Genomic DNA, 26,557 nt, shown 5'->3' with positions numbered 1-26,557 from the left:
TGTTGAATAAAAAGGAAATTTTATTAGAATGTATAGACAACTACTCGTGCATATATTAAGATGGAACTAGGCGAATAAGGTAATAATAATAAGTAGGTATTTCATGGGAAAGGATCGATGAAAATGAAAACGCAAATTGTCATCAATGCCAAAATTTACACAGGTCAAGAAATAGTGGAAAACGGATTTATTCGTTACGCAGAAACCATTAAAGAAATTGGTTTGATGGCTCAATATGTACCACAAGAAAATGAAACTGTTTTTGATGCTACAGGGAAGATTGTAATTCCAGGTATGATCGATGTTCATATTCATGGTGGATACGATATTGATGCGATGGATGCAAATAGCGATGGGTTAGTAACTCTAGGTAAAGAAATGTTAAAAGAAGGGGTTACAACTTACTTCCCAACAACAATGACACAAGCTCCAGAGGCAATTGAAGCAGCGCTAACTGCTGCGAAAGAAGCAAAAGAAAAAGGAGCGCATTTCGAATATATTCACTTAGAAGGACCTTATGTTTCAAAGAAACGTGCAGGTGCACAACCACTTGAACATATCGTTCCTGCAAATATTGAGCAATTTAAACAATGGCAAGAAGCAAGTGGGAATTTAATTAAATTAGTAACATATGCACCAGAAGAAGAGGGAGCATTAGAGTTTGAACAATATCTTGCTGAAACTGGTGTAGTTGGCACAATGGGGCATACAGATGCAATTGATGCACAACTAAAAAATAGAAAGATTACACATGCGACACATTTATACAATCAAATGCGTGGATTACATCACCGTGAACCAGGAGTTGTTGGTCATGTGTTATTAAATCCAGATGTAATGGTTGAAGTAATTACAGATGGTATTCATATTCACCCTGATATGGTGAAATTAGCATATAAGTTAAAAGGACCGAAAAAAGTAAGTGTTATTACTGACGCAATGCGCGCAAAAGGTCTTGAAGATGGATTATATGAGCTTGGCGGACAGCCAGTACATGTAAAAGATGGTAGTGCTCGATTAGAAGATGGAACGTTAGCTGGTAGTATTCTAAAAATGGATCAAGCTTTCCGAAATGTAATTGAATTTACAGGTTGTTCAATCGAAGATGCAGTACTGATGACATCAGTTAACCAAGCAGAAGAGTTTGGGTTAAATAATAAAGGTGCATTAGCGGTAGGAAAAGATGCAGACTTTGTTGTGATGAATGAAGATTTACATGTATATGATACGGTTCGTTTAGGAATTCATATGAAGGAAGGGAAGTAATTAAATGAATATTCTTGTTGTAAAAACTCCAGAAGAACTAGCAGAAGCAGGCTATAAATTAATTGAAGAAGTTGTAAAAACAAAAGAAAATCCAACATTAGGAATGGCTACAGGAAGCTCTCCATTAGGTATTTATGCAGAAATGCGAAAAAATAAACTTGATACAAGCCGTGTAACCACTGTAAACTTAGATGAGTACGTAAATTTACCACATGAAGATAAAAACAGCTATCACTATTTCATGCAAGAACAGTTGTTTGATCATCTTCCATTTAAACAAACTTATGTACCAAACGGGATGGCAAGTGATTTAGAGGAAGAGTGCAAACGTTACGAGGGCATTCTAGCTGCTAACCCAGTTGACCTACAGATTCTTGGAATCGGTGAAAACGGTCACATCGGATTTAACGAGCCAGGAACATCGTTTAATTCTCCAACGAACATTGTTGAATTAACAGAATCTACACGCCAAGCAAACCTTCGCTTCTTCGAAAAAGAAGAAGATGTGCCAACTCATGCGATTACAATGGGAATTGGAAGCATTATGAAAGCGAAACAAGTTCTACTTGTTGCTATGGGTTCTAAAAAGGCAGAAGCTGTTAAAGAATTATTGCAAGGTGAATATAGTGAAGAGTGTCCGGCTACAGTTTTACAACGTCATCCGAATGTAACCGTAATTGCAGATCAAGAAGCTCTATCTTTATGCAGTGAGGCGATTGCTGATGAACATCGACAAGTATTCACCATTTCCGATCTATTATCAGATTCAAGAGTGGGTGAAACAGCTAATTGAGGACGGCGAATGGAAGCCGGGAGATAAAATCCCATCTGAGAATGAACTTTGTGATAAGTTCGAAGTGAGTCGTATGACAATCAGACAGGCGATTAATAATTTAGTGGAACAAGGCTATTTATATCGGAAGCGTGGAATTGGAACATTTGTCCAACTTCCGAAAGTGGAACAAAAATTGCAAGGAATGACGGGATTCACAGAAGACATGATTTCTCGTGGGATGAACCCAAGTAGTCAATTACTTAGTTTCCGCCTAGTTCCAGCTACTGCTAAAATAGCAGACCGGTTGAGAATACAGGAGGGGGAATCGGTTTATGAAGTGAGGCGTATTCGCTTAGCTGATGATGAACCGATTGCTTTTGAGACGACATATTTGTCGCCAGCTCTTGTAAAAGATATTAACGAAGAAATATTGCAACAATCTTTATATGAACATTTAGAGAAAAAACTGGGCTTTAAACTTGTTAGCGCTACTCAGTCAATTGAAGCTTCCGTTGCTACGGAAAATGAAGCTGAACATCTGCATATTCCTAAAAAGGCGCCTGTACTTGTAATGCGTCAATGGTCATATTCAGAAGGTGAGATACCGCTAGAGTATGTGAAATGTATTTATCGTGGAGATCGTTATAAATTTATTACGAATATCGCACGTAACAAATAGTATATTTCAGTTTGTGAAGTACAGTGGAATTGAAAATGGTTAACATGTAAAGAAATAAAAATACGACTCATCCTTATAAGGAATGAGTCGTATTTTTATTATGACCAATTACGTGGTTAACAGCATCTTTGACGTGATTTACTACATAGTGAGCGTGTTTTTTTACTGCATCATCTGCTTGTGACATAGCAAAACTGTGAGGAGTTAAAGAAAACATAGGAATATCATTGTAAGAATCCCCTATACAAGCAATTTCCTCAGGTTTTATTTGAAACTCATTTAATAAAACAGAAATGGCAGAGCCTTTACTAACATTCGGTGGCATTACATCTAAACATTGTTCTGCTGAGATGAAAGTACTAACTTTCCCGTGGAATTTTTCATCAATTTTTTTCTGAAGGAGTTGTAAGCTCTCCTTTGTTCCACCGACAGAAATTTTATTTGGGAAAATTGTATCATCAATCTTCTGTAGTAAGTTTGGTTCTTCAACAGAAGTCATAGTCACTTGTTGTTCAAGTTCTTGAATAAAAGGTGTTTTCTCTTCAATGTAATAATTATGCTCATCACTTACATAACGGAAATAAGGATTTTCATTTGTCATAGCTAGCAAATCGGGAAGTATGCTGGAATCAAAAGTTGCAGATAATAGTTGTTTATTTTCATGTGTATATACAAAAACACCATTTACACTAATGCGATGAAAATTTGTATTTACAGCTTTCATTAAGTCTGCAATTTCATTATCAAGTCTTCCGGAAGCAAAGCAAAGAATAACATTTTGCTCGGCAAGGCTGCGTAGTGCCGCGACATCTTGTTCATCAATAAGACCTCCGTGTTGCATCATTGTACCATCGATATCACTTACAAACATTTTAATCATGCTGTTATCTCCTTTCTATGTACAGTTGCTCTTACATTATACGCATCATATATAAACATGTCTAAAAAATGAATTTTTATTAAATGGCAGATGTTTTACATTGACGACAAAGAAGAATATTCTGTAACATAAAAGTAGGCTATTTAAGTACGAGGGTGGTGTTATATGAATAATTATCTAGAAATTAAAAAAGTTTTAAATAATAATGTCATCATTGCTAGCCATCCTGAACACGAGGAAGTAGTAGTGATTGGTAAAGGAATTGGATTTGGGAAAAAAGCGAAAGATGTATTGGAGCAAGAACAAATCGAAAAAATGTTTGTCTTAAAAAATGAACGTGATCGTGAACAATATAAATTATTAGTGCCGCATGTTAGTGAAAAATTAATTGAATTGATGAACGATATTATGCTGTACATTCAAGAAAAAGCGAAATCTCCACTAAATGAACATATTCATATTGCGTTAACAGATCATATTTCATTTGCGATTAAAAGGTTAAAACAAGGACTTACAATTGATAATCCTTTTTTAGTTGAAACAAAAATGCTCTATCCAGAGGAATATGAAATTGCGGAAGGTGTTGTAGAACTTTTAAATTCTCGTTTGCAAATTACATTGCCAGAAGGAGAAATTGGTTTTATTGCACTTCACATTTACAGTTCGCTTACAAATTCTGATTTATCTTCAGTTAATCAAAACTCCCGTCTCATTGCACAACTTGTATCTTTAATTGAGACAAACTTACAAATTACATTAGATCAAGAGAGCATTCATTATTTACGCCTTATTCGTCATCTTCAATATGCTATTGAGAGGGTGAAAAAAGGAGAAAAAGTAGAGGAATCGCAAAGTTTTGCTGATTTATTAAAGGCGGAGTATCCAGTTTGCTATAACGTAGCTTGGAAGCTAGTTAAGGTCATGCAAAAAGAGTTGCAACTACCTGTATATGAAGCGGAAAGTATTTATTTAACGATGCACTTGCAACGCTTAGTAAAGGCAGAGCATGTGTAAGAAGTCATATATTTTTGTCTAAAATGAAAACGTTAAAAAAAATGATTGAATCGCTTACAATAGTTATGTATAATAACTATTGCAAAGTTATACAAATTTCGACAAACACATTAAGGTGAAACGAAAACGTTTGCCTTAATTATAGTGAACTTATACGTAAACCTATTTTTGACACGTGTTACTGATTCGATCAGGCATGAGTGGAGAAAAGTAAGGAATGTAAGCTAGAGAAAGGGATATACTACCCTTTGTATAGCTATCGTTCTATCTTTTTTTCCTCATGTCTTTTTGGCGTTTGTCGGAAGGTATCAATATAGATAAGAGAGGAAGGGTTTCCATGTTTAAGAAGATCTTTGGTGTTCTTCAAAAAGTCGGAAAAGCGTTAATGCTTCCAGTAGCGATTTTACCGGCGGCAGGTATTTTACTTGGATTTGGTAATGCATTTCAAAATCCACAGTTAACAAATGTTATTCCTGCTTTAAAAGCAGATTGGTTCGTAATGGTTGCAAAAATTATGGAACAATCTGGTGATATTATTTTCGCTAACCTTGCATTATTATTCGCAGTTGGGGTAGCAATTGGTTTAGCTGGTGGAGACGGAGTAGCTGGTTTAGCAGCATTCGTCGGCTACTTAATTATGAACAAAACGATGAGTGTGTTCTTAGAAGTAGATAAGCTAGTGAAAGTAACAAGTTCTGGAGCAGACCCAGTAAAAATTGGATTTACAGATCCAGCGTATGCAAACGTATTAGGTATTCCAACGCTACAAACAGGGGTATTTGGTGGTATTATCGTCGGTATAGTAGCGGCATATTGCTATAATAAATACTTCAACATTGAATTACCATCATACTTAGGTTTCTTTGCAGGTAAGCGTTTCGTACCGATCGCAACTGCAACATTCTCTTTAATAGTAGGTATTATTATGTGCTTCGTTTGGCCATACATTCAAGGTGGCTTAAACACGTTCTCACATCAAATGATTGATGCAAATAGAACAATCGCAGCATTTATATTCGGTTTAATTGAACGTTCATTAATTCCATTTGGACTACATCACATTTTCTATTCACCGTTCTGGTTCGAATTCGGTCAGTATACAAATGCAGCTGGCGAATTAATCCGCGGTGACCAAAAAATCTTTATGGCACAGTTAAAAGACGGTGTAGAATTAACAGCAGGTACATTTACAACTGGTAAGTATCCGTTCATGATGTTCGGTCTTCCAGCAGCAGCTTTAGCAATGTACCATGAAGCACGTCCAGAAAATAAAAAATTAGCAGCAGGTATTTTAGGTTCTGCAGCATTAACATCTTTCTTAACAGGTATTACAGAGCCACTTGAATTTTCATTCTTATTCGTAGCGCCAGTATTATTCGGAATTCACGCTGTATTTGCTGGTCTATCATTTATGACAATGCAAATTTTAGGTGTTAAAATTGGTATGACATTCTCTGGTGGTTTAATTGACTTCCTATTATTCGGTGTACTACCAGGCCGTACAGCATGGTGGTGGGTAATTATTGTTGGTCTTGTACTAGCAGTTATTTACTACTTCGGATTCCGCTTTGCAATCCGTAAATGGAATCTAAAAACACCTGGTCGTGAAGAGGCAAATGCGAATGACGGTGCAGGAAAAGCAGAAGCAGGCGAACTTCCTCGTGAAGTATTAGTAGCACTTGGTGGTAAAGAAAACATTGCTTCTTTAGATGCTTGTATTACTCGTTTACGTGTTCAAGTTAACGAACAAAAGAATGTAAACAAAGACCGCTTAAAAGAACTTGGAGCAGCTGGTGTACTTGAAGTTGGAAATAACATTCAAGCTATTTTCGGACCGAAATCTGACACGTTAAAATCACAAATTCATGATATAATGTCAGGCCGTACACCTCATGTTGAAAAAGAAGAACCTGTAAAAGTGGAAGAAACTCCTCAAAAAGTTGATGAAAATGAAACAATTGTATCACCAATTGAAGGGAAAATCTTACCGATTACAGAAGTACCTGACCAAGTATTCTCAGGAAAAATGATGGGAGACGGATTTGCAATTGAGCCAACTGAAGGAACAGTAGTTTCTCCAGTTAATGGTGAAATTGTCAATGTATTCCCTACAAAACATGCGATTGGTATTCAATCTGAAGGCGGAAAAGAAATTTTAATCCACTTTGGTATTGATACTGTAAAATTAAATGGTGAAGGATTCGAGGCACTTGTCGCACAAGGTGATAAAGTGAAGCAAGGCCAACCATTATTAAAAGTAGATCTTGCATTTGTAAAAGAAAATGCACCATCTATCATTACACCAATTGTATTTACAAATTTACAACAAGGGCAACAAGTCGAATTGAAAAAAGATGGAAATGTTAAGAAGGGCGAAACCGCTATTATTGACATTCAGTAGGAATTTGACGCAAAATGTTTATAATTATAATAGGCGATGTGGTTGACCGAACATCGCCTATTATATACAATAGATGATGTAGTACTCACGTCTATACAACTAAAAAAAACTGTAATTTAAAGGAGATAAATTATCATGGAAAAAATCTTTAAAGTAACTAGCGACTCAGGAATTCATGCTCGTCCAGCAACTCTACTTGTAAACACTGCAAGCAAATTTGGTTCTGACATTAACTTAGAGTATAACGGAAAGAACGTTAACTTAAAATCAATCATGGGCGTTATGTCTTTAGGCATTCAACAAAACGCAGAAATTAAAATCACTGCAAATGGTGATGATGCAGCTCAAGCACTAGCAGCTATCGAAGAAACTATGAAAAACGAAGGATTAGGAGAATAATGACTCTTAACATTCAAGGGATCGCTGCATCAAGTGGGATTGCTATTGCAAAGGCTTTCAGACTTGAAAATCCTGAATTTAACATCGAAAAGAAATCAATTACAAATGAAGCTGCAGAAATTGCACGCTTAGACGCTGCGCTTGAGAAAGCAAAAACTGAATTAGAAGCTATTAAGGACCACGCATTTGCTGAGCTAGGTGCTGACAAAGCTGCGATCTTTGAAGCACATTTATTAGTGTTAAATGATCCAGAACTAGTAAACCCAGTAAAAGACAAAGTAAATAGCGAAAAAGTAAATGCTGAATTTGCAATGGATGAAGTTGCATCAATGTTTATTTCTATGTTTGAAAACATGGATAACGAATATATGAAAGAACGTGCTGCGGACATTCGTGACGTAACAAAACGCGTTCTTGCACATTTACTAGGAATTAACTTCTCAAATCCTGGTACAATTTCTGAAGAAGTAATCATCATTGCTGAAGATTTAACGCCATCTGATACAGCTCAGTTAAACCGTAAGTATGCAAAAGGTTTCACTACTGATATCGGTGGACGTACATCTCACTCTGCAATTATGGCTCGTTCTATGGAAATTCCAGCTGTTGTTGGTGCGAAAGTTGTTATGGAAAAAATCCAAAACGGCGATATCGTTATCATTGACGGTTTAGATGGAGAAGTAATTGTAAACCCATCAGAAGAAACTCTTCGTTCGTTTGAAGAAAAGAAAGCGAAATTTGAAGAGCAAAAAGCTGTATGGGCAAAATTAAAAGACCAAGCTACTGTAACAAGTGACGGACATCACGTTGAGCTTGTTGCAAATATCGGAACACCAAATGATGTACAAGGTATTATCGATAATGGTGGAGAAGGCGTTGGTTTATACCGTACAGAATTCTTATACATGGGCCGTGACAATCTTCCAACAGAAGAAGAGCAGTTCGAAGCGTATAAAGCAGTTCTTGAAGGTGTAAAAGAAGGTCAACCAGTTGTTGTTCGTACACTTGACATCGGTGGAGATAAAGAGCTTCCATACTTACATTTACCAAAAGAAATGAACCCATTCTTAGGATACCGTGCAATTCGCTTATGTCTTGATGAGCAAGATGTGTTCCGTACACAACTTCGTGCATTACTTCGTGCTAGCGTATACGGTAACTTAAAAATTATGTTCCCAATGATTGCAACTCTTGATGAGTTCCGTCAAGCGAAAGCGATTTTATTAGAAGAGAAAGCAAAACTTGTAGAAGCGGGTACTACTGTTTCTGATTCTATTGAAGTTGGTATGATGGTTGAAATCCCAGCTTCAGCGGTATTAGCAGATCAATTCGCGAAAGAAGTTGACTTCTTCTCTATCGGAACAAATGATTTAATCCAATACACAATGGCTGCAGACCGAATGAACGAACAAGTATCATACTTATACCAACCATATAACCCATCTATTTTACGTCTTGTAAAAATGGTTATCGATGCTGCTCATAAAGAAGGCAAATGGGCTGGTATGTGTGGTGAGATGGCAGGCGATTCACTTGCTATCCCATTATTATTAGGATTAGGTTTAGATGAGTTCAGTATGAGTGCAACATCTATTCTTCCTGCAAGAACACAACTAAGCAAGTTGTCAAAAGCAGAAATGGAGACATTAGCAGAAAAAGCATTAATGATGTCAACTGCTGAAGAAGTTGTTGAATTAGTTAAAAGCATATAATAGTAAAAAACCTGAGTCGATTTGAAATCGGTCTCAGGTTTTTTTATTACACATACCTTAGGTGATTTTATTGATTAAACTTCTCTTAAAGAGCAATTGCGATAACATCTTCTGGGCAAACACGTAGAATCCCTTCAAATCTATCGTCATTACGATTGTTTCCATTCTTATCATCTTTGTTGTTGTCTTTGTCGTTATCTCTTCTTAATGCAGAGAATAGAGCAATACCGTTACAGAATCCCTCAAAAACTAAATTGCGGAATGTTCCATTTCCTTTTAGTTTAAGAAGCGAAACTTCAGTGCCTATAGAAAGATTTGCAAGTACGTTACATACAGCAGGTCGTTGTGGTCTAATTTCTACTCTCTCTTTCTCACGATGGTTGTGCTCTCTTTCATGATGATGACAGTCTCTAAAGTTATCACAGCATCCAAATGATCCAAACATAATCCTCATCACCCCCTTCACACTTATAATCTATGTAAGTTCGGTAGTTAGTGACTGGACAGAGAGTGGAATTTTTTCTAGGGGATTTTCTCATTTTAAATGACTAGCTGGGTGTTTAGTATGGAATGATGTTTAAAATAGGGGGAATATAACAAAAAAATGTAAAAACCACCAAAATAAACGAAATGGGTAGCCTTTACACTTTTTTACTTTTATATAAAACGATGATATATACAGGAAGAGCTAGGAGTAGTGGTACAATGGATCGTGCAGTATGTTTTTCTGATTCTAATTGGAATGCTTCTTCTTTTGGGAATTGTAAAATGGAGATGTTTGCGGCATCACCAATAAAATATAGAAGCAGTACAGTTACTATGTAACATAAAAGTGCGATCAAGCTTCCGTATGAACTCAATGAAAATCCCTCTCTTGTTATCTATTTGTTATCATTGTATCATAATTGTAACAAAAACACACGGGTATATTTCAATACCTTAACAAAATTCGACACAAAACGTCACGTTTATTTATGATAAAGCAATAGAATATACTTTTCTATAAATATAAATGTCGAATGATTTGTAGTAATATTACAAAAGTATGACAGGAAATAAAAAAACGAAGGTAATGTAGTTACCTTCGTTTTTTATTATTTTGCCCACTCACTCACTTGCTCTACGCTCATACGTGGTGCAGGGTGGCCTTTTAAAGTTGATTCACCAATTGTAATAAGCATAATTGGAACGTAACGAGATGAAACGTTAAATTCGTCTGTCAGTGCTTGTGGATTGAAGCCACCAATAGCACAAGTATCCCAACCAGTTGCTTTAGCTGCAAGCATAAGTTGCATTGCTGCTAAAGATGCATTTGAAAAGGCAGCATCTCTCGGGAATTGTTCACGAGCATATGCAGATTCAATATTTTTAGCTAAGCGTTCTTTTGCTTCTTCTTTCATAAATCCTTGTTCTACAATTGGACCATACACTGGCTCAACATTTTTATAAGCTTCTAAATCACCTAAAATAGCGACTACTGCAGAAGCGTCAACAATTTGTTGTTGGTTATAAGCTATTGGGTGTAATCGTTTTTGTACATCTTCACCTTGAAAAACAAGGAATTTCCAGTGTTGTAAGTTCCAAGCAGAAGGTGCTTGTGCTGCGGCTTTTAAAATCTCATGTAATTCTGTAGATGAGATTTCTTTATTTGGGTTGAATGCACGTGTAGATGTGCGTTCATATAGAACGTTAAAAAAGTTATCGTTTGTCATTATATATCCTCCAAATTGTATATGAAATTATCGGGAAAACTCAATGTATATTACTTACATTTTGTAAGTTGTCGAATTTAAGAATATAATATCTTTATTTTAATTGTCAAGTTTTAAGAAATAAGCTAGGGCATTCATACAAACGATATAATTCCTATAATCATACACTAAAAAAGGAATTTATAGAGTGAAAAGGGAAGATAACATTCTCAATTAGCTTGTTAATATGTATCTCTCACAAATTAATGTTTATTGGAGAACAGTCTTTTAAAAATGTTTGTGAGGAATTCAGTAGAACAAGATATATGAAGTGAGTGAAGACTAGTGATGAACATACTACATTTTTTATTAGAGAATACGGTTTTCCAAAATGTGTTACAAGATCTGCAGTTAAATGTCCTTTATATAGAAAATGGATGTAAGCATCAACAAACGATAGAAAATATCCATCCAAAATGTATGTTTATAGCAAATAGTTTTGAAGAGGGCGAACTATTATTTCAAAGAACAAAACCGCACATTATAATTATGTATGTAACAGATTATTCTCAAATCAAATATATAAAGAATATGTATACCCCGCAAAGTACATTCATTGTCATTTGGGATCAACAAATAACAAAAGAATTTACAGATGTACTTGCATTAGGAATACGTAATATTGTAATAGCCCCTGTAACTCCACAAGCAGTATTAGAAGAAGTGAATAAGAGTTTGTATCAACTTTCTTTAGTAAGGCAAGTTAGTTTGCAACAGGAATTGCTTCAAACGATGTTTGATTTTCAAAATGATTTATTATTTATAGTAGAAGATGATGAGATTGTTGATTGTAATACAAATTTTTTAACGTTTTTCGGATATGAAAATTTGTTTGCCTATCGTGAGCAACATTTAGTATTTGCTGAACATTTTATTAGAGAAAATGGATACTACTCGACGACGCATGATATAACATGGCTAGACGATACTTTATCAAGTGGTAGAAGAATTAAGATGTCAAATTATGAAGGGACAGTATCTACTTTTCTATTACGTGCGACACCATTGCCAGAAGATTTATCAAGATTTATTGTAAAGTGCACGGAAATTACAGAATTAGATGAAATTTATCAAGAACAAGAAAGACTTGCTATGGTAGATTCATTGACAGAGATTTATAATCGTTTAAAGTTTCAACAAATACTAGAGGTAGAGTGGGAAAAGGTAATACGTAGTGATGAGAAAATAGCAATCATTTTATTTGATATAGATAATTTTAAAACAGTTAATGACACATATGGTCATGATTTTGGCGATTTGGCATTAATACAACTTGCAGAGCTTATGAAATCTAAAGTGGAGCAGCAACATGTATTTGCAAGATGGGGAGGAGAAGAATTCATTATATTGGTGACAAATACAGTGGAAAAGGAAGCATTTCAAGTTGCGGAGTCATTACGATTCTTCATTGAAACAAAACAATTCACTGGAATTTCGAAGTTAACAGCTAGCTTTGGAGTTGCGTTATATGAACAAGGAACTACAAGAGAAGAGTTAATGCAACGAGCGGACATTGCTTTATATGAAGCGAAAAAAAATGGAAAGAATCAAGTATGTGTGTATAGAAAAGAAAAAATGTAATTTTTCGCAACAAATTGTTGCGATTTTTTTTTATTGTTTGATAATAGAATAGGGGGACAATTTTTAGCGAAGGAATTATGGAGGATCGACATGATAAAAAAAGTAATGATAATGGCTTCACTGTCTGCTATAGTTGGCGGCGGAGTATACTATTTTCTTGTTAGCCCCAATATAAAGGAAAACACAGTATTAACAACTAAGGTGAATCCTACTATTGAATCGGAAGTGCAAGGGAATATAGAAGAAAAAGAAGAGCAACAAATTGATTACGCTAGCATATCTCAAAAATTAGATCAATATTTAGTCGGAAAGCAATTTAATGGAACAGTTTTGGTAACAGATAAAGAGCATGTTATATTGAATAAAGGATATGGCTATGCTGATGTTCAAAATAAAATTGAAAATACGCCTCAAACAAAATATCGTATCGGTTCTATTACGAAAACAGTTGTTGCCACATCTATTTTACAGCTGCAAGAACAAGGGAAATTGAATATTCAAGATAATGTAAATAAATATATTCCTTCATTTCCGGAGAATAAAAATATTACGCTATATCATTTATTAACACATACCTCTGGTTTACCTGAACACGCAAAAGGCAATGTTAATGCTGCTTCCCGTTTACAGTTAATTAATTGGATTGGACGTCAAAATTTAGAATTTCCTGCAGGAACAGGTTGGAGATATACAGATTATAATTATATGGTGCTTGCTTATATAATAGAACATATATCGAAAAAACCTTTAGGAGATTACATAAAAGAAAATATATTTGTAAAAGCAGATATGCATGAATCCGGTATGGGAAATATGGTACCTGGAGATAAAAATTTTACAAAGGGTTATGTGAAAAAAGATCAAGAGCTTGTACCAGCACAGAAGTTAGGCATGGATTGGCTATATGGTTGTGGTGAGATGTATACGACAGTTGGAGATATGAAGAAGTTAGACGAAGCAATTATAAATGGAAAACTTCTTTCTGAACAAAGTATACAAGCAATGTTTTCACCTTCAGCAGAACGGAAATATGCATTTAGTTTTTATATATATCCAGATTATTTTCATAATCATGGTGTATTATCTGGTTGGAACACTTTCAATAATTTTAATAAAGAAAAAGGAATTTTTGTTATGTTATTTTCAAATGTGAAAAATAGTATGGATGATGACTTTAATAAAGAGTTCCGAAAGATGGTAAATGATTTATTAGAACAAAGGGGATGAGAAAATGGAACATAAAACTTTATCAATAGGTTTCATTGGTATTGGCGTAATGGGAAAAAGTATGGTTTATCACTTAATGCAAGATGGTCATAAAGTATATGTATATAATAGAACGAAAGCAAAAACAGATTCTTTAGTGCAAGATGGTGCACATTGGTGTGATACACCAAAAGAGTTAGTGAAGCAAGTTGATATTGTAATGACAATGGTTGGATATCCACATGATGTAGAAGAAGTGTATTTTGGTATAGAAGGAATTATAGAGCATGCAAAAGAAGGTACGATAGCAATTGACTTTACGACATCTACACCTACTTTAGCAAAACGCATTAATGAAGTTGCAAAAAGCAAAAAAATATATACGTTAGATGCACCTGTCTCAGGAGGAGATGTTGGTGCGAAAGAAGCAAAACTCGCAATTATGGTAGGTGGAGAGAAAGAAATATATGATAGATGCTTACCTTTACTTGAAAAGTTAGGAACAAACATTCAATTACAAGGACAAGCTGGGAGTGGACAACATACAAAAATGTGCAATCAAATTGCGATTGCTTCCAATATGATTGGAGTATGTGAGGCTGTTGCTTACGCGAAGAAGGCTGGACTGAATCCAGATAAAGTGTTAGAGAGCATTTCAACAGGGGCAGCAGGTAGCTGGTCATTAAGTAATTTAGCTCCTCGAATGTTAAAAGGAGACTTTGAGCCGGGATTTTATGTAAAGCATTTTATGAAAGATATGAAAATTGCTTTAGAGGAAGCAGAAAAATTACAATTACCAGTCCCAGGCTTAAGTATGGCGAAAGAATTGTATGAAGAGTTAATTAAGGATGGCGAAGAAAATAGTGGAACACAAGTATTATATAAAAAATATATAAGGGGGTAAACGAGGTGGACCTTCAAAAGTTTGATGAGATGATTGATACTGTACAGCGAGCTACTTGTATGAAAATTAATGAAAAACAAAAAGAAGCTTTTAAACAAAAGTATGATTTTGAACCAGAATTTGAATATGGAAGAGATGAGAAGGGGCATTATGTAATTCGAACCTCAAAAAAGATGTTAGAAGAAATGGAGTTTTATTTGGCATTGAAATATGATCGTGATGGAGTGGATCTTTATATGCAAGCTGAGATTGACGGTATATTTCATGTATCTGTTAGCTATGGTGAAGATGCCCTACATCTACAAGAATTGTTTCAATTTCTAGAAGAAAATAAATAAAAGTCCTCATTTGAGGACTTTTATTTATTTAGTCATCTTTAATTTTTATAATTATAAATTAGAAGCGCGGCGGCATCGTTCAACCGGGAATGGGATAATTTGTGCGATGTGATTAGGACCCAATTGTTTTGTACGAGCATGGCGTATTATATAAAAAGCACACAGAATTGAAACCGGAATAGCGCCGAATAAACCAAACAATAAAGCGCTTACACAAGATGCAACAAATCCTAAAACACCAATTTCTAACTCTTCCATAATAGCTCCTAAAATAACAGGAAATGCTCCACATGTAACTCCAAGTATAAGTGCGATAAGTAAGCTCATGATTATCCCCCTCTGTTTGCGATATTATTTTCCTTCTTAATTAATTGTAGTATATCATATACAAAACAGAATTTTCAGAAAAATTTCAATAAATATTCAAAAAATGTTCAAAAAATATACTTGAAAAATCAAGGTGTTAAATTTGTGATGAAGTGGTACTTTTGAGTAAATAAAAAATCAGGCTTATTTCAAAAATGAAATAAGCCTGTTCCATAGGAGGATGTATATATGTAGAGTGAATAAAAGTTTGGAAAAGGGGGTCCAAGTCCTTTTATTCAACTAACTACCTTAATAGATTGGAACCCAGCCTTCAGTTGTCACAAAAATACGAATAGCTACAACTTGACGATCATCTTGCAAGGTAAAATAATGTCTTGCATTTTCAGGAACAGATATGAGATCGCCTGGCTCAAGTTCAACATCAAAGAATTTCCCATCTTTGCCTTCAATAGCGAAAATACCATGACCACTGACGATAAAGCGAACTTCGTCATCTGTATGATGATGTTCTTTTTGGAAATTAATTAATAATTCGTCAAGGTTAGGTGTGCTATTTGAAAGTGAAATTACATCATGTGCTTTATAACCTCGACTTGCTGAAACATCAGCGATTTCTTTTGAAAAAACAGCTAATATTTCAGCTTTGTTTTCATCTGTTAACGAATAATTTTCATTTAAATGAGTAGGAAGTTTAGAAATGTTCCATTTCTCATATAAAACGCCTTCCTCTTGTAGAAATTTAGATACTTCCACTTCATTTTCAATGCGAGTATTTACTTCATGAATACGAATTTGCGCCATTAGAAACGCCTCCTTGAATTGATAATAGTTTTATATGAAATTGGAATAAAAACTCATAAGCTTCTAATCTTTTCTTTGCATCAAAGCTATCTCGGCCCCATACGGTAATACCGTGGTTACGGATTAATACTGCTCCTGAATCACCTTGTATATGCTTTCGGAAGTTTTCTCCAAGCGTTGGGATATGGGCATGGTTTTCGATAATAGGAATGTTAATTGTTGCACCTTCTTCCCAAATATCGAGAGCTTTAATAATTTCTTGATTTTGAAGGGTGACTGCATCATTATATAAATTTGTGATGACATTGTTATCAGTTGTATGAACATGAAGTACGCACCCGGCATTTGTATTGTTATAAATATGTGTATGCAATATTGTTTCTGCTGACGGGCGTAATTCAGTCTCTAATACGGGAACCCCTAGATAATCTACTAATAGAAAATCATCTGGAGTAGTTTTTGTTTTATCTTTACCACTTGCTGTAATAAGAAAAGTAAGTGGCTCATGACTAACCTTTATAGAAATATTACCACTCGTTGCTGGAAACCAATTTCGTGTTGTTAATTCTTTTTTTATCTCGCTTAAGTCATACCATTGACGAAAAAGTTGTTTCATGATTTCACCTCCAACAAATGTTTTAATTCATTTTGAATATCATGGAATGTTTCAAACGGTGTATAAGCAATATAATTCTCTTCACACTTTGTAATAAGGAAGTCACGAGCAAATACTTTATCTGCTTGTTTCGCAGCTTGTAAATCAGTAATTGAATCTCCAATCACAATATGGAAGTCATTCGTATCACTCAATTTACGGATGAGTGATGATTTACATAATCCGCAATGATTTTGACAATGATGATCACAAGGATGAGGCCAATTCACCGTAATGTATTCATTTGAAAAATCTGTTTCATTACAGTAAATTTGCTCTTTTGGAATGAGTCCTTGTAAGAGTGGATAGACGAAGAAATCCATTCCACCTGATATAACGTAAAAAGAAATATTATTTTCCTTTACGAATTGTATAAATTCATGAAAGCCACTGCGAATTTCGGCAGTTTCTTTTAAAAATTGAATTATATTATCGCGCAGATGAGTAGGTATCAATTGAAATAATTGAGAAACACCCTCTTGAATAGATAGCTCTTGTGATAAAATTCTATTTTTTACTTCTTCTGCTTCTGGTGGAGCGAATTTTTCCATAATGGACATAATGTTATCATTATTTGTAATCGTACCATCGAAATCACAAAACACTTGAATACTCATAACTTCACCTCATGAGAGGGGTTTCCCCATATTTGTAGTGCGCTATGTAAATTAATTTCATCTACTTCATGGAGTAATTTACCTTGCAAAGTAGCTGTAATTGCAGTACGGAAAGCTTTACCACCGCCTTGCGCTCCATACGGATGCCCATGTATCCCGCCGCCGGCATTAATAACAACATCTTTACCGAAATCTTGCAGAATAAAAGGAACGAAACCAGGATGAATACCCGCAGATGGGACAGAAAAACTTTTCTTGAAAAATACATCTTCCTCAGTTAAATATTTTGAAATGCTGAGAGCTTCTTCTTTTTCTAATGCAACGCTTCCGTACGGAGACGGGAATAAAGAAAAATCTGCACCAGCATAACGTAGTAGCTTTCCAAGTAATAATGGAGATGAGATTCCATATAACTGTGAGGCTGAATAAGCACCACTTACAGCAGGGTGTGCCATAATAGGAACTGAAATTTCATCATCTTCTGCAAGTGATTGTAGTACATCTAGTCCGTAAGCAAATACGTTAAATAATAGAATATCAGCTCCAGCTTGCACTGCACGTTTCGCATTTTCTTTTAAATCAAAAGTTCGTCCTGTTAAATTTACGGCATATAACGTTTTATGTCCGTATGTTTCATATACGGATTGTAAAACTTCTTTTCCAGATACAATGCGTTTCGTAAGTGGTGTTAATGCATTTTCAAATAATATTTCATCATCTTTTACTATATCTACACCACCACTTGCTTGATCACGTAATTGCGTTTTTAAATACCCAATATTTCGTCCAATCATTCCTTTAAAAATACTCATTAAAAGGGGACGATCATGCACTTGTAAAAGGTTTCGAATACCATCTATCCCGAATTTTGGACCAGGAAAATGTTTTTTTAACTCGTCTGAAAAAGTTAAGTCAATTAATTTTACTTCGCCATCAAGGGATAGCTTTCCAAATGTAGTCGTTAAAATTGCTGGTAAATCTGGACTGAAGTTTAATAACGGATATTCGATTTTAATAATTCCGCGTTTTACTTTTTTACGTAAATACGAATTCGTATGTTCATGTTCAGCTAATTCCTCAATATGAATGACGTTGCCTTTATGTTGCTTTAATTGTTCTTGCAATAATTGTGGCAAATGAGTCCAAGAGCCAATTGTTAAACCAAGTGCAATTTGCTCAGCCTTTTTTTCTAAGTTATGTGAATCATCATGGATTAAATACGTCGCTATAATTCCGCTCATTGTTATAACCTCCTAGTTAAATAAAAAAACCTCTCAGCTAAGGAGAGGTTTTTTTACAACCAGCTCCTTATCTGTCAGCGTAATGCTGCGAGAATTAGCACCGTGTCTACAATTGTAGATCGGTTGCCGGGTTTCGTCGGGCTCGTCCCTCCACCTGCTCTTGATAAGAAGTATTTAGAAATGTTTAAATTTTTAAGATAACTGAATTTTGTCAGATATTTTTCATGTTGTCAATTACTTTTTGAAAAAATTTAATTTATCAATTCGATTAATGGCTTCTCGTAATCTATCTTCTGTATGCAAGAGACCAACACGGACATACCCTTCGCCATGTTCACCAAATCCAACACCAGGAGCAACTGCAACATGTGCTTTTTCTAGTAAAATATCAGCAAATTGCTCAGAGGTATATCCTTTTGGAACAGGAAGCCATGCAAAGAATGACCCTGTTGGAATGTCTACATTCCAACCAATTGATTGACAAGCCGAAATAAGAGCGTTTCGTCGAGATTCGTAACTATTTACAAGGTCTATTACGCAAGACTGTGAACTTAATAGTGCTTCGCGGGCAGCATCTTGAACTGCACCAAAAATACTAACATACATATGATCTTGTAATAAGTTAATGGTTTCAATGACACTTTCATTCCCTACTGCAAAAGCAATACGCCATCCAGCCATATTGAAAGTTTTCGATAGAGTGTAAATTTCAATACCTGTATTTTTAGCACCGTCTGCTTGCAAGAAACTAACAGGTTTTTGACCATCAAATCCGATAGCGCCGTAAGCAAAATCATGAACGACTAATATATTATGTTTATTAGCAAAATGAATAGTTGCATCAAAAAAATCTTTTGATGCAGTAGCACCTGTAGGATTATTTGGATAGTTTAAAAACATTAATTTTGCACGCTCGGCAATAGAGTTATTAATTTTTGTATAATCTGGTAAAAAGTTATTTTCTGCAATAAGCGGCATTGTTTCAAATTGTGCTTTGGCTAAAGCAACTCCTGATAAATAATCTGGATAGCCTGGATCTGGAACGAGAATCGTATCACCAGGGTTTGTAAAACAAACTGGTAATTCTACTAATCCAGCCTTTCCACCAAACAATATAGCAACTTCAGTTTTCGGATTTACTACTACATCATATTCACGTTGATAGAATGTTGCCACGGCTTCTTTTAAACTTTCATGTCCGCGAAATGGCGGATATTTATGATGAATGGTCTTTTCTGCAGCATCTTGTAAAGCTTTTACGATATGCTGCGGTGTTGGTTGATCTGGATTACCTTGACCTAGATTAATAACATCATGACCAGCTGCAACGACTTTGTTAACTTTTGCAACAAGTGAAGCGAAAAATTGTGTTGGCAATGATGTTACTATCTCAGAAGGTTGAAATAATTTCATACTTTCCACCTCTTTTGAAAGTTGTTACAATTCTAGTGACAAATGATATAATCTTTCCAGTATTTTGTAAAGAGAAAAATAAGAATGGGGCTGAAAAAATGAAAGTCGCATGTATTCAAATGGATATTGTTTTTGGAGATGTAGAAAAAAATATTGAGAATGCTAAAAATAAAATAAGCGAAGCGATGAAGGAGAGACCGGATGTTATTGTCTTACCAGAATTGTGGACAACAGGATATGATTTAACAAGACTTTCTGAAATTGCAGATAGGGATGGATTGGAAACGAAAGAAAAGTTGAAAGAATGGTCGAAACAATATGGTGTACATATTGTTGGTGGTTCCATAGCGAAGCAAACAGAGCAAGGTGTTACAAATACAATGTATGTGGTAGACAAGGAAGGAGAACTAGTCAATGAATATAGTAAAGTGCATTTATTTCAGCTTATGGATGAACATAAATATTTAATCGCAGGAAATAGTACAGGTGAATTTAAGTTAGATGATATAGAGTGCGCCGGCACAATTTGTTATGACATTCGTTTTCCAGAGTGGATGCGCGTTCATACTGCGAAAGGTTCAAAAGTTTTATTTGTTGTAGCAGAATGGCCATTAGTTCGTTTAGCACATTGGCGTTTGCTATTGCAAGCAAGAGCAGTTGAAAATCAGTGTTATGTTGTTGCCTGTAATAGGGCAGGAAAGGATCCGAATAATGAGTTTGCCGGTCATTCTTTAATTGTCGATCCTTGGGGCGAAGTTGTTGTAGAAGCGAATGAAGAAGAATCAATTTTATTTGGAGAGCTTGTATTCGAGAAAATTAAAGAAGTACGTAAAGGAATTCCAGTTTTTGCGGATCGCCGTCCAGAATTATACAAATAAAATGTTGACAAGTGATTTTTATTCTTGGTATAGTCTTCAACATAAAGTTAAAAATTCAAAAAATTATACAACTCTTATCAAGAGCAGGTGGAGGGATTTGGCCCGATGAAGCCCAGCAACCGACCGTAATACCATTGTGAAATGGGGCGTTTATTACGCCAAAAGGCACGGTGCTAATTCCAGCAGAAAGTAAAACTTTCTGGCAGATAAGAGGGGAGAAGATAAACTTCAAACCTCTTTCTTAGTGGAAAGAGGTTTTTCTGTGTTAGAAAAACCTCTGAATTTAAAAAGGGGGAGAAGACGATGGGATATTATTCATTAACAGAAATAACAGCTGTACAATATGCGAAAGAGAATGGCTATTTTGAGGCGAAGGCAAATGTCATTTGTCATGAAATCGGAGATGGAAACTTAAATTACGTGTTCAAATTAGATGATGGAGAGAAATCCATTATAATAAAACAAGCACTGCCTTATGCGAAAGTAGTTGGTGAAAGTTGGCCGTTGTCTATAAAAAGAGCAACGATTGAAAGCAAGGCACTGCAAATTTTTGCGCAGTATGTACCGGATTATGTTCCGGTAGTGTACAGTCATGATGAAGAGTTAGCGATAACGGTAATAGAAGACTTATCAAGACTAACAATTACAAGAAAAGGATTAATAGACGGAGAAGAATATCCGCTTTTATCCCAGCATATCGGCCGTTTTCTAGCACATGTTTTATTTTACACTTCAGATTTTGGTTTACAATCAGAAGAGAAGAGGGTACTAGAAGGTACCTTTGTAAATCCGGATCTTTGTAAAATTACAGAGGATTTAGTGTTTACAGATCCGTTTGGACATTATGATACAAATGATTATGAGCCAGATTTACAGCTCGTGGTTGATGAACTTTGGAGTGATAAAACTTTAAAACTAAAAGTAGCACAATATAAATATAAGTTCTTAACAAGAAAAGAAACTCTTATTCATGGTGATTTACATACTGGTAGTATTTTTTCGTCACCTTCTGAAACGAAAGTGATTGATCCAGAATTTGCGACCTATGGCCCATTTGGATTTGACATAGGTCAATTTATTGCAAATCTATTATTAAATGCTTTATCTAGAGAAGAAGAAAAAAGAAGTGTATTATTTTTCCATATAGAAAAGACGTGGAGTTATTTTGTAGAGACTTTTACAAAGTTATGGATTGGAGAAGGTGTAGAAGCATATACGAAAGAAAAACAATGGTTACCAATTATTTTGCAAAATATCTTTACTGATGCTGTTGGATTTGCTGGATGTGAACTGATTCGTAGAACAATTGGTTTAGCTCATGTAGCAGATTTAGATGAAATAGAAAATAAAGAAACAAGAATTCAAGCTAAGAAACAAGCGCTATCCTTAGGTAAAGAACTAATAAAATATGAATCTAAAAGTGCTGATATTCAACTGTTTCGAACGTTATTTCAACAGACAGTTTCAGGAGGCATAAAAGCATGAGTACAATTGTTACTGTTCCGATATCTGTAAGTTGGAAAGGTGATGCAATTGCGGTATTAAATCAAACGAAATTGCCGCATAGCACAGAATATAAAACATTGACGACTATTGAAGAGGTTTGGAAAAGCATCGTAATGTTAGAAGTACGAGGAGCGCCTGCAATTGGAATTGTAGCTGCATTTGGCTTGGCGCTTGCATCAAAAAAATATAACACTGTACATATTGAAGAATTTCAAAAGAAGTTTAATAGAGATTGTAATTATTTAGGAACGTCACGCCCGACAGCAGTCAATTTATTTTGGGCAATTGATCGTATGAGAGAATCTATTCGAGAGATTACTACAATAAAAGAAGCACAAAAAACATTAGAAGAAGAAGCGCTTCGCATTCAGCAGGAAGATGAAGAGGTGTGCCGAAATATTGGGGAATATGCGTTAACATGTTTTAAAGATGGCGATAATATTTTAACAATCTGTAACGCTGGAAGTATCGCAACTGCCAGATATGGAACTGCATTAGCTCCCTTTTATATTGGAAAAGAGAAAGGTGTGCGTTTACATGCATATGCGTGTGAAACGAGACCAGTTTTACAAGGTGGTCGCTTAACGACGTGGGAATTGAAGCAAGCAAATATTGATGTGACCCTTATTACAGATAATACTGCAGCTCATGCTATTCAAACGAAAGAAATAAATGCAATTATTGTAGGGGCGGATCGAATTGTCGCAAATGGAGATACGGCAAATAAAATAGGGACAATGAATTTAGCTATTTTAGCAAAGCACTTTGATATCCCATTTTATGTTGCTGCGCCACTGTCAACATTTGATGTTAGGAAAGAAAATGGAGCCGAGATAATTATTGAAGAAAGAGATGAAACAGAAGTTACGAAAATCTTTGGAAAACAAGTAGCACCAATTGGAACGAACGTTTATAACCCTGCATTTGACGTAACACCGAACGAATTAATTACAGGAATTATTACTGAGAAAGGTATTATAAGCGGGGATTATAAACGAGAAATTGCATCATTATTTGAAAAACAGGCTAATACATAATAGCTTGTTTTTTTATGCCTAAATGCATTGTTTTCTCTTACTTATATAATGAAAGGAGGAGAAGGGGATGGAAGAGTGGATCAAGATGATAGGTAATGTAGGGTTTCCAATTGTTGTAACATTATATTTACTCCACCGTATTGAAAGTAAATTAGAGGGGGTAATTGTTGCAATTGAGAAGCTCCCGCGGCAATTACTAAAGTACGAAGATCCTCGCGATAAAAAATAAAGTTTGCTCTTCGTGAGCAAACTTTATTTTTTATTGAGCAGTATAACCACCATCGATAACGACAGCTTGACCAGTTATACCTTTCGCTTTTTCGCTCGCTAAAAACATAGCATAATCAGCGATTTCTTGTACTTGTAGCAAACGCTTCTGTGGTACAAGTGGATAAATGACATCTTCTAAAACATTTTCAAGTGGTACATTTCTTGTAGTAGCTAAGTTTTGTAGTTGATTACGTACAAGAGGGGTATCGACATAACCAGGGCAAAGGGCATTAACAGTAATACCATGCGTAGCACCTTCTAAAGCGGCAACTTTTGTTAATCCAATTACGCCATGTTTTGCACTATTATAGGCAGCTTTTCCAGCAAACCCAACCAGGCCGTTAATAGAAGCGACATTAATAATACGACCATATTTTTGTTGTTTCATAATCGGAAAGGCATGCTTAGTTGCGATAAACGGAGCAATTTGCATAATTTGAATTAGCAGCTCGAACTTTTCAGTTGGAAAGTCTTCAATGGGTGAAACGTGTTGCATTCCTGCGTTGTTAATTAATATATCTAATGAACCGAAATGATCAACTGTTTGAGAAATTGCTGCTGTAATTTCCTCTTCAGATGTAACGTCACATTTTAAACCGATAGCTTGAAAACCTTCATTTTGTAATTGTTCAGCAGCTTCTTTCGCACGTTCTTCAAGACGATCAGTAATCACAACTTTTGCACCTTCTTTTGCAAAAGCACTTCCCATTTCATATCCAATACCACTCGCAGCACCTGTTAAAAAGACAACTCGATTTGTAACCATGATGAAAAACATCCCTTCGTAATAAAGTTCTCATATTGCTCTATTTAGAGAGGGGATAATAAAAATCCTGCAAAGATTTGGAAAAATATTGTTAGGAGGATTTGAGTTATGTCAACAAGTCAAATGTTGAAAGGGATTTTAGAAGGATGCTTACTTGCTATTATTTCTGAAGGTGAAATATACGGTTATGAAATGAGTGAAAAGCTAGCGAAGTATGGCTTTACAATGGCGAGTGAGGGAAGTATTTATCCGTTATTAATACGAATGCAAAAGGAAGGATTAATAACAAGTGTAATGAAGGAATCTCCATCTGGCCCAAAGCGAAAATATTATACATTAACAGAAAAAGGCGAGGAAGCACTTAATGAATTTATGGATCGCTGGGAAGCGATGCAAAGTAGTGTAGAGCGTCTACTAGTAGGGAAGGGGAGAAAAAAATAATGCTATCAAGAGAAGCACGAAAGTTTTTATTAGATATGAGATTATTTTTGACGGCAAAGAGTGTAAAAGAAAGTGATATTGAAAACTTTTTAGAAGATGCAGAGTTGCATTTAATAGAAGGTGAGAGTGAGGGCAAGAGTGTAGAAGATATTTTTGGAAGCTCACCGAAAGAATATGCAAATGAACTTGTAAAAGTGATGGAAAGAGATAGACAGGAGACGTGGAAGCAAATTGGTTTTACAGTAATGAATATCGTATCATTTTGGATTATTGCTTCTATCTTAATAGTGAATCATGGAATGTTACAGATTTCACTTATTCAGTGTATCGGTTATAGTTTTTCATTGATTTTAGTTGTTATAGGTCCTAATTTTCTACTTCGTAAAATGGCCTTCGTAACAAGTTTTACAAAAACATGGTTTTCTATGTGGTCTTTAGTTATGATTGCTCCAATGTTTTTATTAGGAGCTGTTACGATATTAGACGTGATCTATCCGACAAAAACGCTCACATTCACCGAAGTGCAAGGTTATATAGTAGCTGGTGGGATTTTTATCATCACAGTAGCTATAAATATATATTTTGAAGGATGGTTTAAAAACTTATATTTAATCATTCCACTTTCAATTATGTTAGTGTTTAAAACATTTACATCGGAAGATCTTATGCCAATGCTAATTCAATTTATATGTTTATACGGAAGTTTATTTATTTTAATTTTCGTTGAAATTATGATGAAGACGAATAGAAGAGAAATGGTTAAATAAGGGAGGGGTTATAATGAAGATTTCTAAAGAAGGTGAAAAGTTTTTAATCGATACGAAAGTATATTTAATAACAAAAGGGATTAAAGAAGAAGATGTGGACGCTTTTCTAGAAGATGCAGAGCTTCATTTAATAGAAGGTGAAAAAAAGGGAAAGACAGTAAGTGACATATTTGGTGACTCACCAAAAGAGTATGCGGAAGAATTAGCGAAAGAGATGGAGAAGGATAAAAGCGGGAGCATAAAGACTATTTTAGGAATGATAATTGGGATAGGTGGATATTGGTTACTTACAAATATTTTATTTGAAAGTCCGAATCAACAATTTAAGTTAACAAATGTACAGTTAATCGGTTATCCTATCGTTTTAATCATTACGATTATTGGAACAATTGTTGCATTTAGAATGTCTTCTTTCAAAAGCAAATTAGTAGAATTTGGAATTATTTATGTAATAGTAATGGTTCCTATTTTATTATTGGTGTTATTGATGTTTATGAATAAATGGTATGGGACGCCTATATTACAATTGTCGACAATGCAAACATATATATTAGCAGCAATTATCTTTTTATTACTTCTTATTGGTGAAGTATATGTTCTTGGCTGGATGGGTGTTTTGGTGCTAATTGTTCCTCTTGCAATTATGTTCATATTTAAAGACTTAGAAGAAAGTAATGTATTTTGGGGAATTGCAAAGGTCTTACTTATGTATGGAAGTATATATGGATTAATGAAATGGTCTTTAAAAATTGAAGAAAGAAAAAGTGTGAACTAGAAATTCAATAAAAAGCGGCTGCTCTGGATATACCAAAAATTATTTCCAAAGAAATATTATATAGGGATTTTTAGAGGGATTACATTTATATTTAGTTGTCTATTTTTATTTCTAGCAGCCGGGATTTGGTTTGTTGATTGGAATAAGTTGTTTTAAA

Annotated in this window: 29 protein-coding genes, 1 pseudogene and 2 riboswitches; of the genes and pseudogenes, 19 read left to right on the top strand and 11 right to left on the bottom strand. The window is 34.9% G+C overall.

The features are described from left to right. Positions 1-123 precede the first annotated feature (123 nt). Genes nagA through MHI26_RS20910 form a run of 3 tightly spaced genes read left to right on the top strand, consistent with a single transcriptional unit; the run spans position 124 to position 2,720 of the window. The gene (nagA, locus tag MHI26_RS20920; protein WP_001987227.1) at positions 124-1,266 is read left to right on the top strand and encodes an N-acetylglucosamine-6-phosphate deacetylase; all 1,143 of its coding nucleotides are present in this window, start codon (positions 124-126) and stop codon (positions 1,264-1,266) included. A gap of 4 nt (positions 1,267-1,270) precedes the next feature. Next, the gene (nagB, locus tag MHI26_RS20915) at positions 1,271-2,059 is read left to right on the top strand and encodes a glucosamine-6-phosphate deaminase (protein ID WP_001024207.1); all 789 of its coding nucleotides are present in this window, start codon (positions 1,271-1,273) and stop codon (positions 2,057-2,059) included. After that, positions 1,989-2,720 (top strand): GntR family transcriptional regulator, encoded by a 732-nt coding sequence (locus tag MHI26_RS20910; RefSeq protein ID WP_014894892.1) that lies wholly within the window; start codon positions 1,989-1,991, stop codon positions 2,718-2,720. Before nagB ends, MHI26_RS20910 begins: the two co-directional genes overlap by 71 nt. A 73-nt stretch (positions 2,721-2,793) precedes the next feature. Here MHI26_RS20910 and MHI26_RS20905 read toward each other — a convergent pair whose 3' ends face one another. Continuing rightward, positions 2,794-3,600: a Cof-type HAD-IIB family hydrolase gene (locus tag MHI26_RS20905; protein ID WP_000594251.1), complete on the bottom strand. Its 807-nt coding sequence runs from the start codon at positions 3,598-3,600 to the stop codon at positions 2,794-2,796. A 165-nt stretch (positions 3,601-3,765) separates the two neighbouring features. Here MHI26_RS20905 and glcT point away from each other — a divergent pair, with 165 nt between their 5' ends. The 4 genes from glcT to ptsP all read left to right on the top strand — a co-directional run bounded on the left by glcT (position 3,766) and on the right by ptsP (position 9,126). Then, positions 3,766-4,614 carry a glucose PTS transporter transcription antiterminator GlcT gene (gene glcT / locus MHI26_RS20900; protein WP_001067323.1) on the top strand — a complete coding sequence of 283 codons (849 nt, stop codon included), beginning with the start codon at positions 3,766-3,768 and terminating at the stop codon, positions 4,612-4,614. Between the two features lie 337 nt (positions 4,615-4,951). Next, complete coding sequence (gene ptsG / locus MHI26_RS20895) at positions 4,952-7,015, top strand: PTS glucose transporter subunit IIABC (protein WP_000473190.1); 2,064 nt, start codon at positions 4,952-4,954, stop codon at positions 7,013-7,015. Between the two features lie 135 nt (positions 7,016-7,150). After that, positions 7,151-7,414, top strand: coding sequence for a phosphocarrier protein HPr (ptsH, locus tag MHI26_RS20890; protein ID WP_000411080.1), 264 nt, complete (start codon positions 7,151-7,153; stop codon positions 7,412-7,414). After that, positions 7,414-9,126 carry a phosphoenolpyruvate--protein phosphotransferase gene (ptsP, locus tag MHI26_RS20885; RefSeq protein WP_061666337.1) on the top strand — a complete coding sequence of 571 codons (1,713 nt, stop codon included), beginning with the start codon at positions 7,414-7,416 and terminating at the stop codon, positions 9,124-9,126. Before ptsH ends, ptsP begins: the two co-directional genes overlap by 1 nt. Before the next feature lie 85 nt (positions 9,127-9,211). Here ptsP and MHI26_RS20880 read toward each other — a convergent pair whose 3' ends face one another. The 3 genes from MHI26_RS20880 to MHI26_RS20870 all read right to left on the bottom strand — a co-directional run bounded on the left by MHI26_RS20880 (position 9,212) and on the right by MHI26_RS20870 (position 10,838). Beyond that, entirely contained in the window at positions 9,212-9,571 is a 360-nt protein-coding gene (locus MHI26_RS20880; protein WP_000468022.1) for a DUF3915 family protein, read from the bottom strand. A gap of 196 nt (positions 9,572-9,767) precedes the next feature. Continuing rightward, positions 9,768-9,986 carry a hypothetical protein gene (locus MHI26_RS20875; protein ID WP_000100493.1) on the bottom strand — a complete coding sequence of 73 codons (219 nt, stop codon included), beginning with the start codon at positions 9,984-9,986 and terminating at the stop codon, positions 9,768-9,770. A 234-nt stretch (positions 9,987-10,220) separates the two neighbouring features. Beyond that, the gene (locus MHI26_RS20870; protein WP_061666338.1) at positions 10,221-10,838 is read right to left on the bottom strand and encodes a nitroreductase family protein; all 618 of its coding nucleotides are present in this window, start codon (positions 10,836-10,838) and stop codon (positions 10,221-10,223) included. 327 nt (positions 10,839-11,165) lie between these two features. Here MHI26_RS20870 and MHI26_RS20865 point away from each other — a divergent pair, with 327 nt between their 5' ends. The 4 genes from MHI26_RS20865 (at position 11,166) to MHI26_RS20850 (ending at position 14,906) form a co-directional block, all read left to right on the top strand. After that, positions 11,166-12,458: a GGDEF domain-containing protein gene (locus MHI26_RS20865; protein WP_001023184.1), complete on the top strand. Its 1,293-nt coding sequence runs from the start codon at positions 11,166-11,168 to the stop codon at positions 12,456-12,458. Positions 12,459-12,548: 90 nt separating this feature from the next. Beyond that, complete coding sequence (locus MHI26_RS20860; RefSeq protein ID WP_000592894.1) at positions 12,549-13,685, top strand: serine hydrolase; 1,137 nt, start codon at positions 12,549-12,551, stop codon at positions 13,683-13,685. A 4-nt stretch (positions 13,686-13,689) separates the two neighbouring features. Next, the gene (locus MHI26_RS20855; RefSeq protein WP_000400425.1) at positions 13,690-14,568 is read left to right on the top strand and encodes an NAD(P)-dependent oxidoreductase; all 879 of its coding nucleotides are present in this window, start codon (positions 13,690-13,692) and stop codon (positions 14,566-14,568) included. 5 nt (positions 14,569-14,573) lie between these two features. Continuing rightward, positions 14,574-14,906: a DUF3909 family protein gene (locus MHI26_RS20850; protein WP_000365616.1), complete on the top strand. Its 333-nt coding sequence runs from the start codon at positions 14,574-14,576 to the stop codon at positions 14,904-14,906. A gap of 51 nt (positions 14,907-14,957) precedes the next feature. Here the strand turns inward: MHI26_RS20850 and MHI26_RS20845 are convergent, their stop codons facing one another. The 6 genes from MHI26_RS20845 to MHI26_RS20820 all read right to left on the bottom strand — a co-directional run bounded on the left by MHI26_RS20845 (position 14,958) and on the right by MHI26_RS20820 (position 19,960). Then, positions 14,958-15,233: a hypothetical protein gene (locus tag MHI26_RS20845; RefSeq protein ID WP_000054662.1), complete on the bottom strand. Its 276-nt coding sequence runs from the start codon at positions 15,231-15,233 to the stop codon at positions 14,958-14,960. A 288-nt stretch (positions 15,234-15,521) separates the two neighbouring features. Further along, on the bottom strand, positions 15,522-16,034 hold the full coding sequence (locus MHI26_RS20840; RefSeq protein WP_000057322.1) for a 1,2-dihydroxy-3-keto-5-methylthiopentene dioxygenase: 513 nt from the start codon (positions 16,032-16,034) through the stop codon (positions 15,522-15,524). Further along, positions 16,012-16,650: a methylthioribulose 1-phosphate dehydratase gene (locus MHI26_RS20835; protein ID WP_000811345.1), complete on the bottom strand. Its 639-nt coding sequence runs from the start codon at positions 16,648-16,650 to the stop codon at positions 16,012-16,014. The genes MHI26_RS20840 and MHI26_RS20835 overlap by 23 nt, the downstream gene beginning before the upstream one ends. Then, a complete protein-coding gene (gene mtnX, locus MHI26_RS20830) occupies positions 16,647-17,306 on the bottom strand; it encodes a 2-hydroxy-3-keto-5-methylthiopentenyl-1-phosphate phosphatase (protein WP_000027471.1) in 660 nt (219 codons plus the stop codon). Before mtnX ends, MHI26_RS20835 begins: the two co-directional genes overlap by 4 nt. After that, positions 17,303-18,547 (bottom strand): 2,3-diketo-5-methylthiopentyl-1-phosphate enolase, encoded by a 1,245-nt coding sequence (gene mtnW, locus MHI26_RS20825; RefSeq protein WP_061666339.1) that lies wholly within the window; start codon positions 18,545-18,547, stop codon positions 17,303-17,305. The genes mtnX and mtnW overlap by 4 nt, the downstream gene beginning before the upstream one ends. 64 nt (positions 18,548-18,611) lie before the next feature. Continuing rightward, positions 18,612-18,717, bottom strand: a riboswitch (SAM riboswitch). Between the two features lie 64 nt (positions 18,718-18,781). Continuing rightward, entirely contained in the window at positions 18,782-19,960 is a 1,179-nt protein-coding gene (locus MHI26_RS20820) for a pyridoxal phosphate-dependent aminotransferase (protein WP_000765531.1), read from the bottom strand. 14 nt (positions 19,961-19,974) lie between these two features. Here MHI26_RS20820 and MHI26_RS20815 point away from each other — a divergent pair, with 14 nt between their 5' ends. The 4 genes from MHI26_RS20815 to MHI26_RS20800 all read left to right on the top strand — a co-directional run bounded on the left by MHI26_RS20815 (position 19,975) and on the right by MHI26_RS20800 (position 23,610). Then, positions 19,975-20,838, top strand: coding sequence for a carbon-nitrogen family hydrolase (locus MHI26_RS20815; protein ID WP_061666431.1), 864 nt, complete (start codon positions 19,975-19,977; stop codon positions 20,836-20,838). Between the two features lie 71 nt (positions 20,839-20,909). Continuing rightward, positions 20,910-21,051: riboswitch (SAM riboswitch) on the top strand. A gap of 90 nt (positions 21,052-21,141) precedes the next feature. Next, positions 21,142-22,323 carry an S-methyl-5-thioribose kinase gene (gene mtnK / locus MHI26_RS20810; RefSeq protein WP_000542690.1) on the top strand — a complete coding sequence of 394 codons (1,182 nt, stop codon included), beginning with the start codon at positions 21,142-21,144 and terminating at the stop codon, positions 22,321-22,323. Continuing rightward, positions 22,320-23,381: an S-methyl-5-thioribose-1-phosphate isomerase gene (gene mtnA, locus MHI26_RS20805; RefSeq protein ID WP_061666340.1), complete on the top strand. Its 1,062-nt coding sequence runs from the start codon at positions 22,320-22,322 to the stop codon at positions 23,379-23,381. The genes mtnK and mtnA overlap by 4 nt, the downstream gene beginning before the upstream one ends. A gap of 67 nt (positions 23,382-23,448) precedes the next feature. Next, positions 23,449-23,610 (top strand): YvrJ family protein, encoded by a 162-nt coding sequence (locus tag MHI26_RS20800; RefSeq protein ID WP_000393336.1) that lies wholly within the window; start codon positions 23,449-23,451, stop codon positions 23,608-23,610. 30 nt (positions 23,611-23,640) lie between these two features. On the opposite strand, the gene MHI26_RS20795 is transcribed toward MHI26_RS20800, so the two are convergent. Further along, positions 23,641-24,417, bottom strand: coding sequence for a 3-hydroxybutyrate dehydrogenase (locus MHI26_RS20795; RefSeq protein WP_000258449.1), 777 nt, complete (start codon positions 24,415-24,417; stop codon positions 23,641-23,643). Between the two features lie 108 nt (positions 24,418-24,525). Between MHI26_RS20795 and MHI26_RS20790 the strand changes: the two genes are divergently transcribed. The 4 genes and pseudogenes from MHI26_RS20790 to MHI26_RS20775 all read left to right on the top strand — a co-directional run. Beyond that, on the top strand, positions 24,526-24,858 hold the full coding sequence (locus tag MHI26_RS20790; protein WP_000107989.1) for a PadR family transcriptional regulator: 333 nt from the start codon (positions 24,526-24,528) through the stop codon (positions 24,856-24,858). After that, positions 24,858-25,625: a DUF1129 domain-containing protein gene (locus MHI26_RS20785; protein WP_000952331.1), complete on the top strand. Its 768-nt coding sequence runs from the start codon at positions 24,858-24,860 to the stop codon at positions 25,623-25,625. Before MHI26_RS20790 ends, MHI26_RS20785 begins: the two co-directional genes overlap by 1 nt. Positions 25,626-25,638: 13 nt before the next feature. Beyond that, positions 25,639-26,400 carry a DUF1129 domain-containing protein gene (locus MHI26_RS20780; RefSeq protein WP_061666341.1) on the top strand — a complete coding sequence of 254 codons (762 nt, stop codon included), beginning with the start codon at positions 25,639-25,641 and terminating at the stop codon, positions 26,398-26,400. 12 nt (positions 26,401-26,412) lie between these two features. Beyond that, positions 26,413-26,556 (top strand): annotated as a pseudogene (locus MHI26_RS20775) (DNA-binding protein); the annotation flags it as partial. Position 26,557: the final 1 nt, after the last annotated feature.

It is taken from the genome of Bacillus sp. FSL K6-1218 (genome assembly GCF_038006445.1).
GTDB lineage: Bacteria > Bacillota > Bacilli > Bacillales > Bacillaceae_G > Bacillus_A > Bacillus_A thuringiensis_S.
The sequence above is the reverse complement of the archived record's forward strand: the minus strand, read 5'-3'. Positions and strand labels throughout refer to the sequence as shown.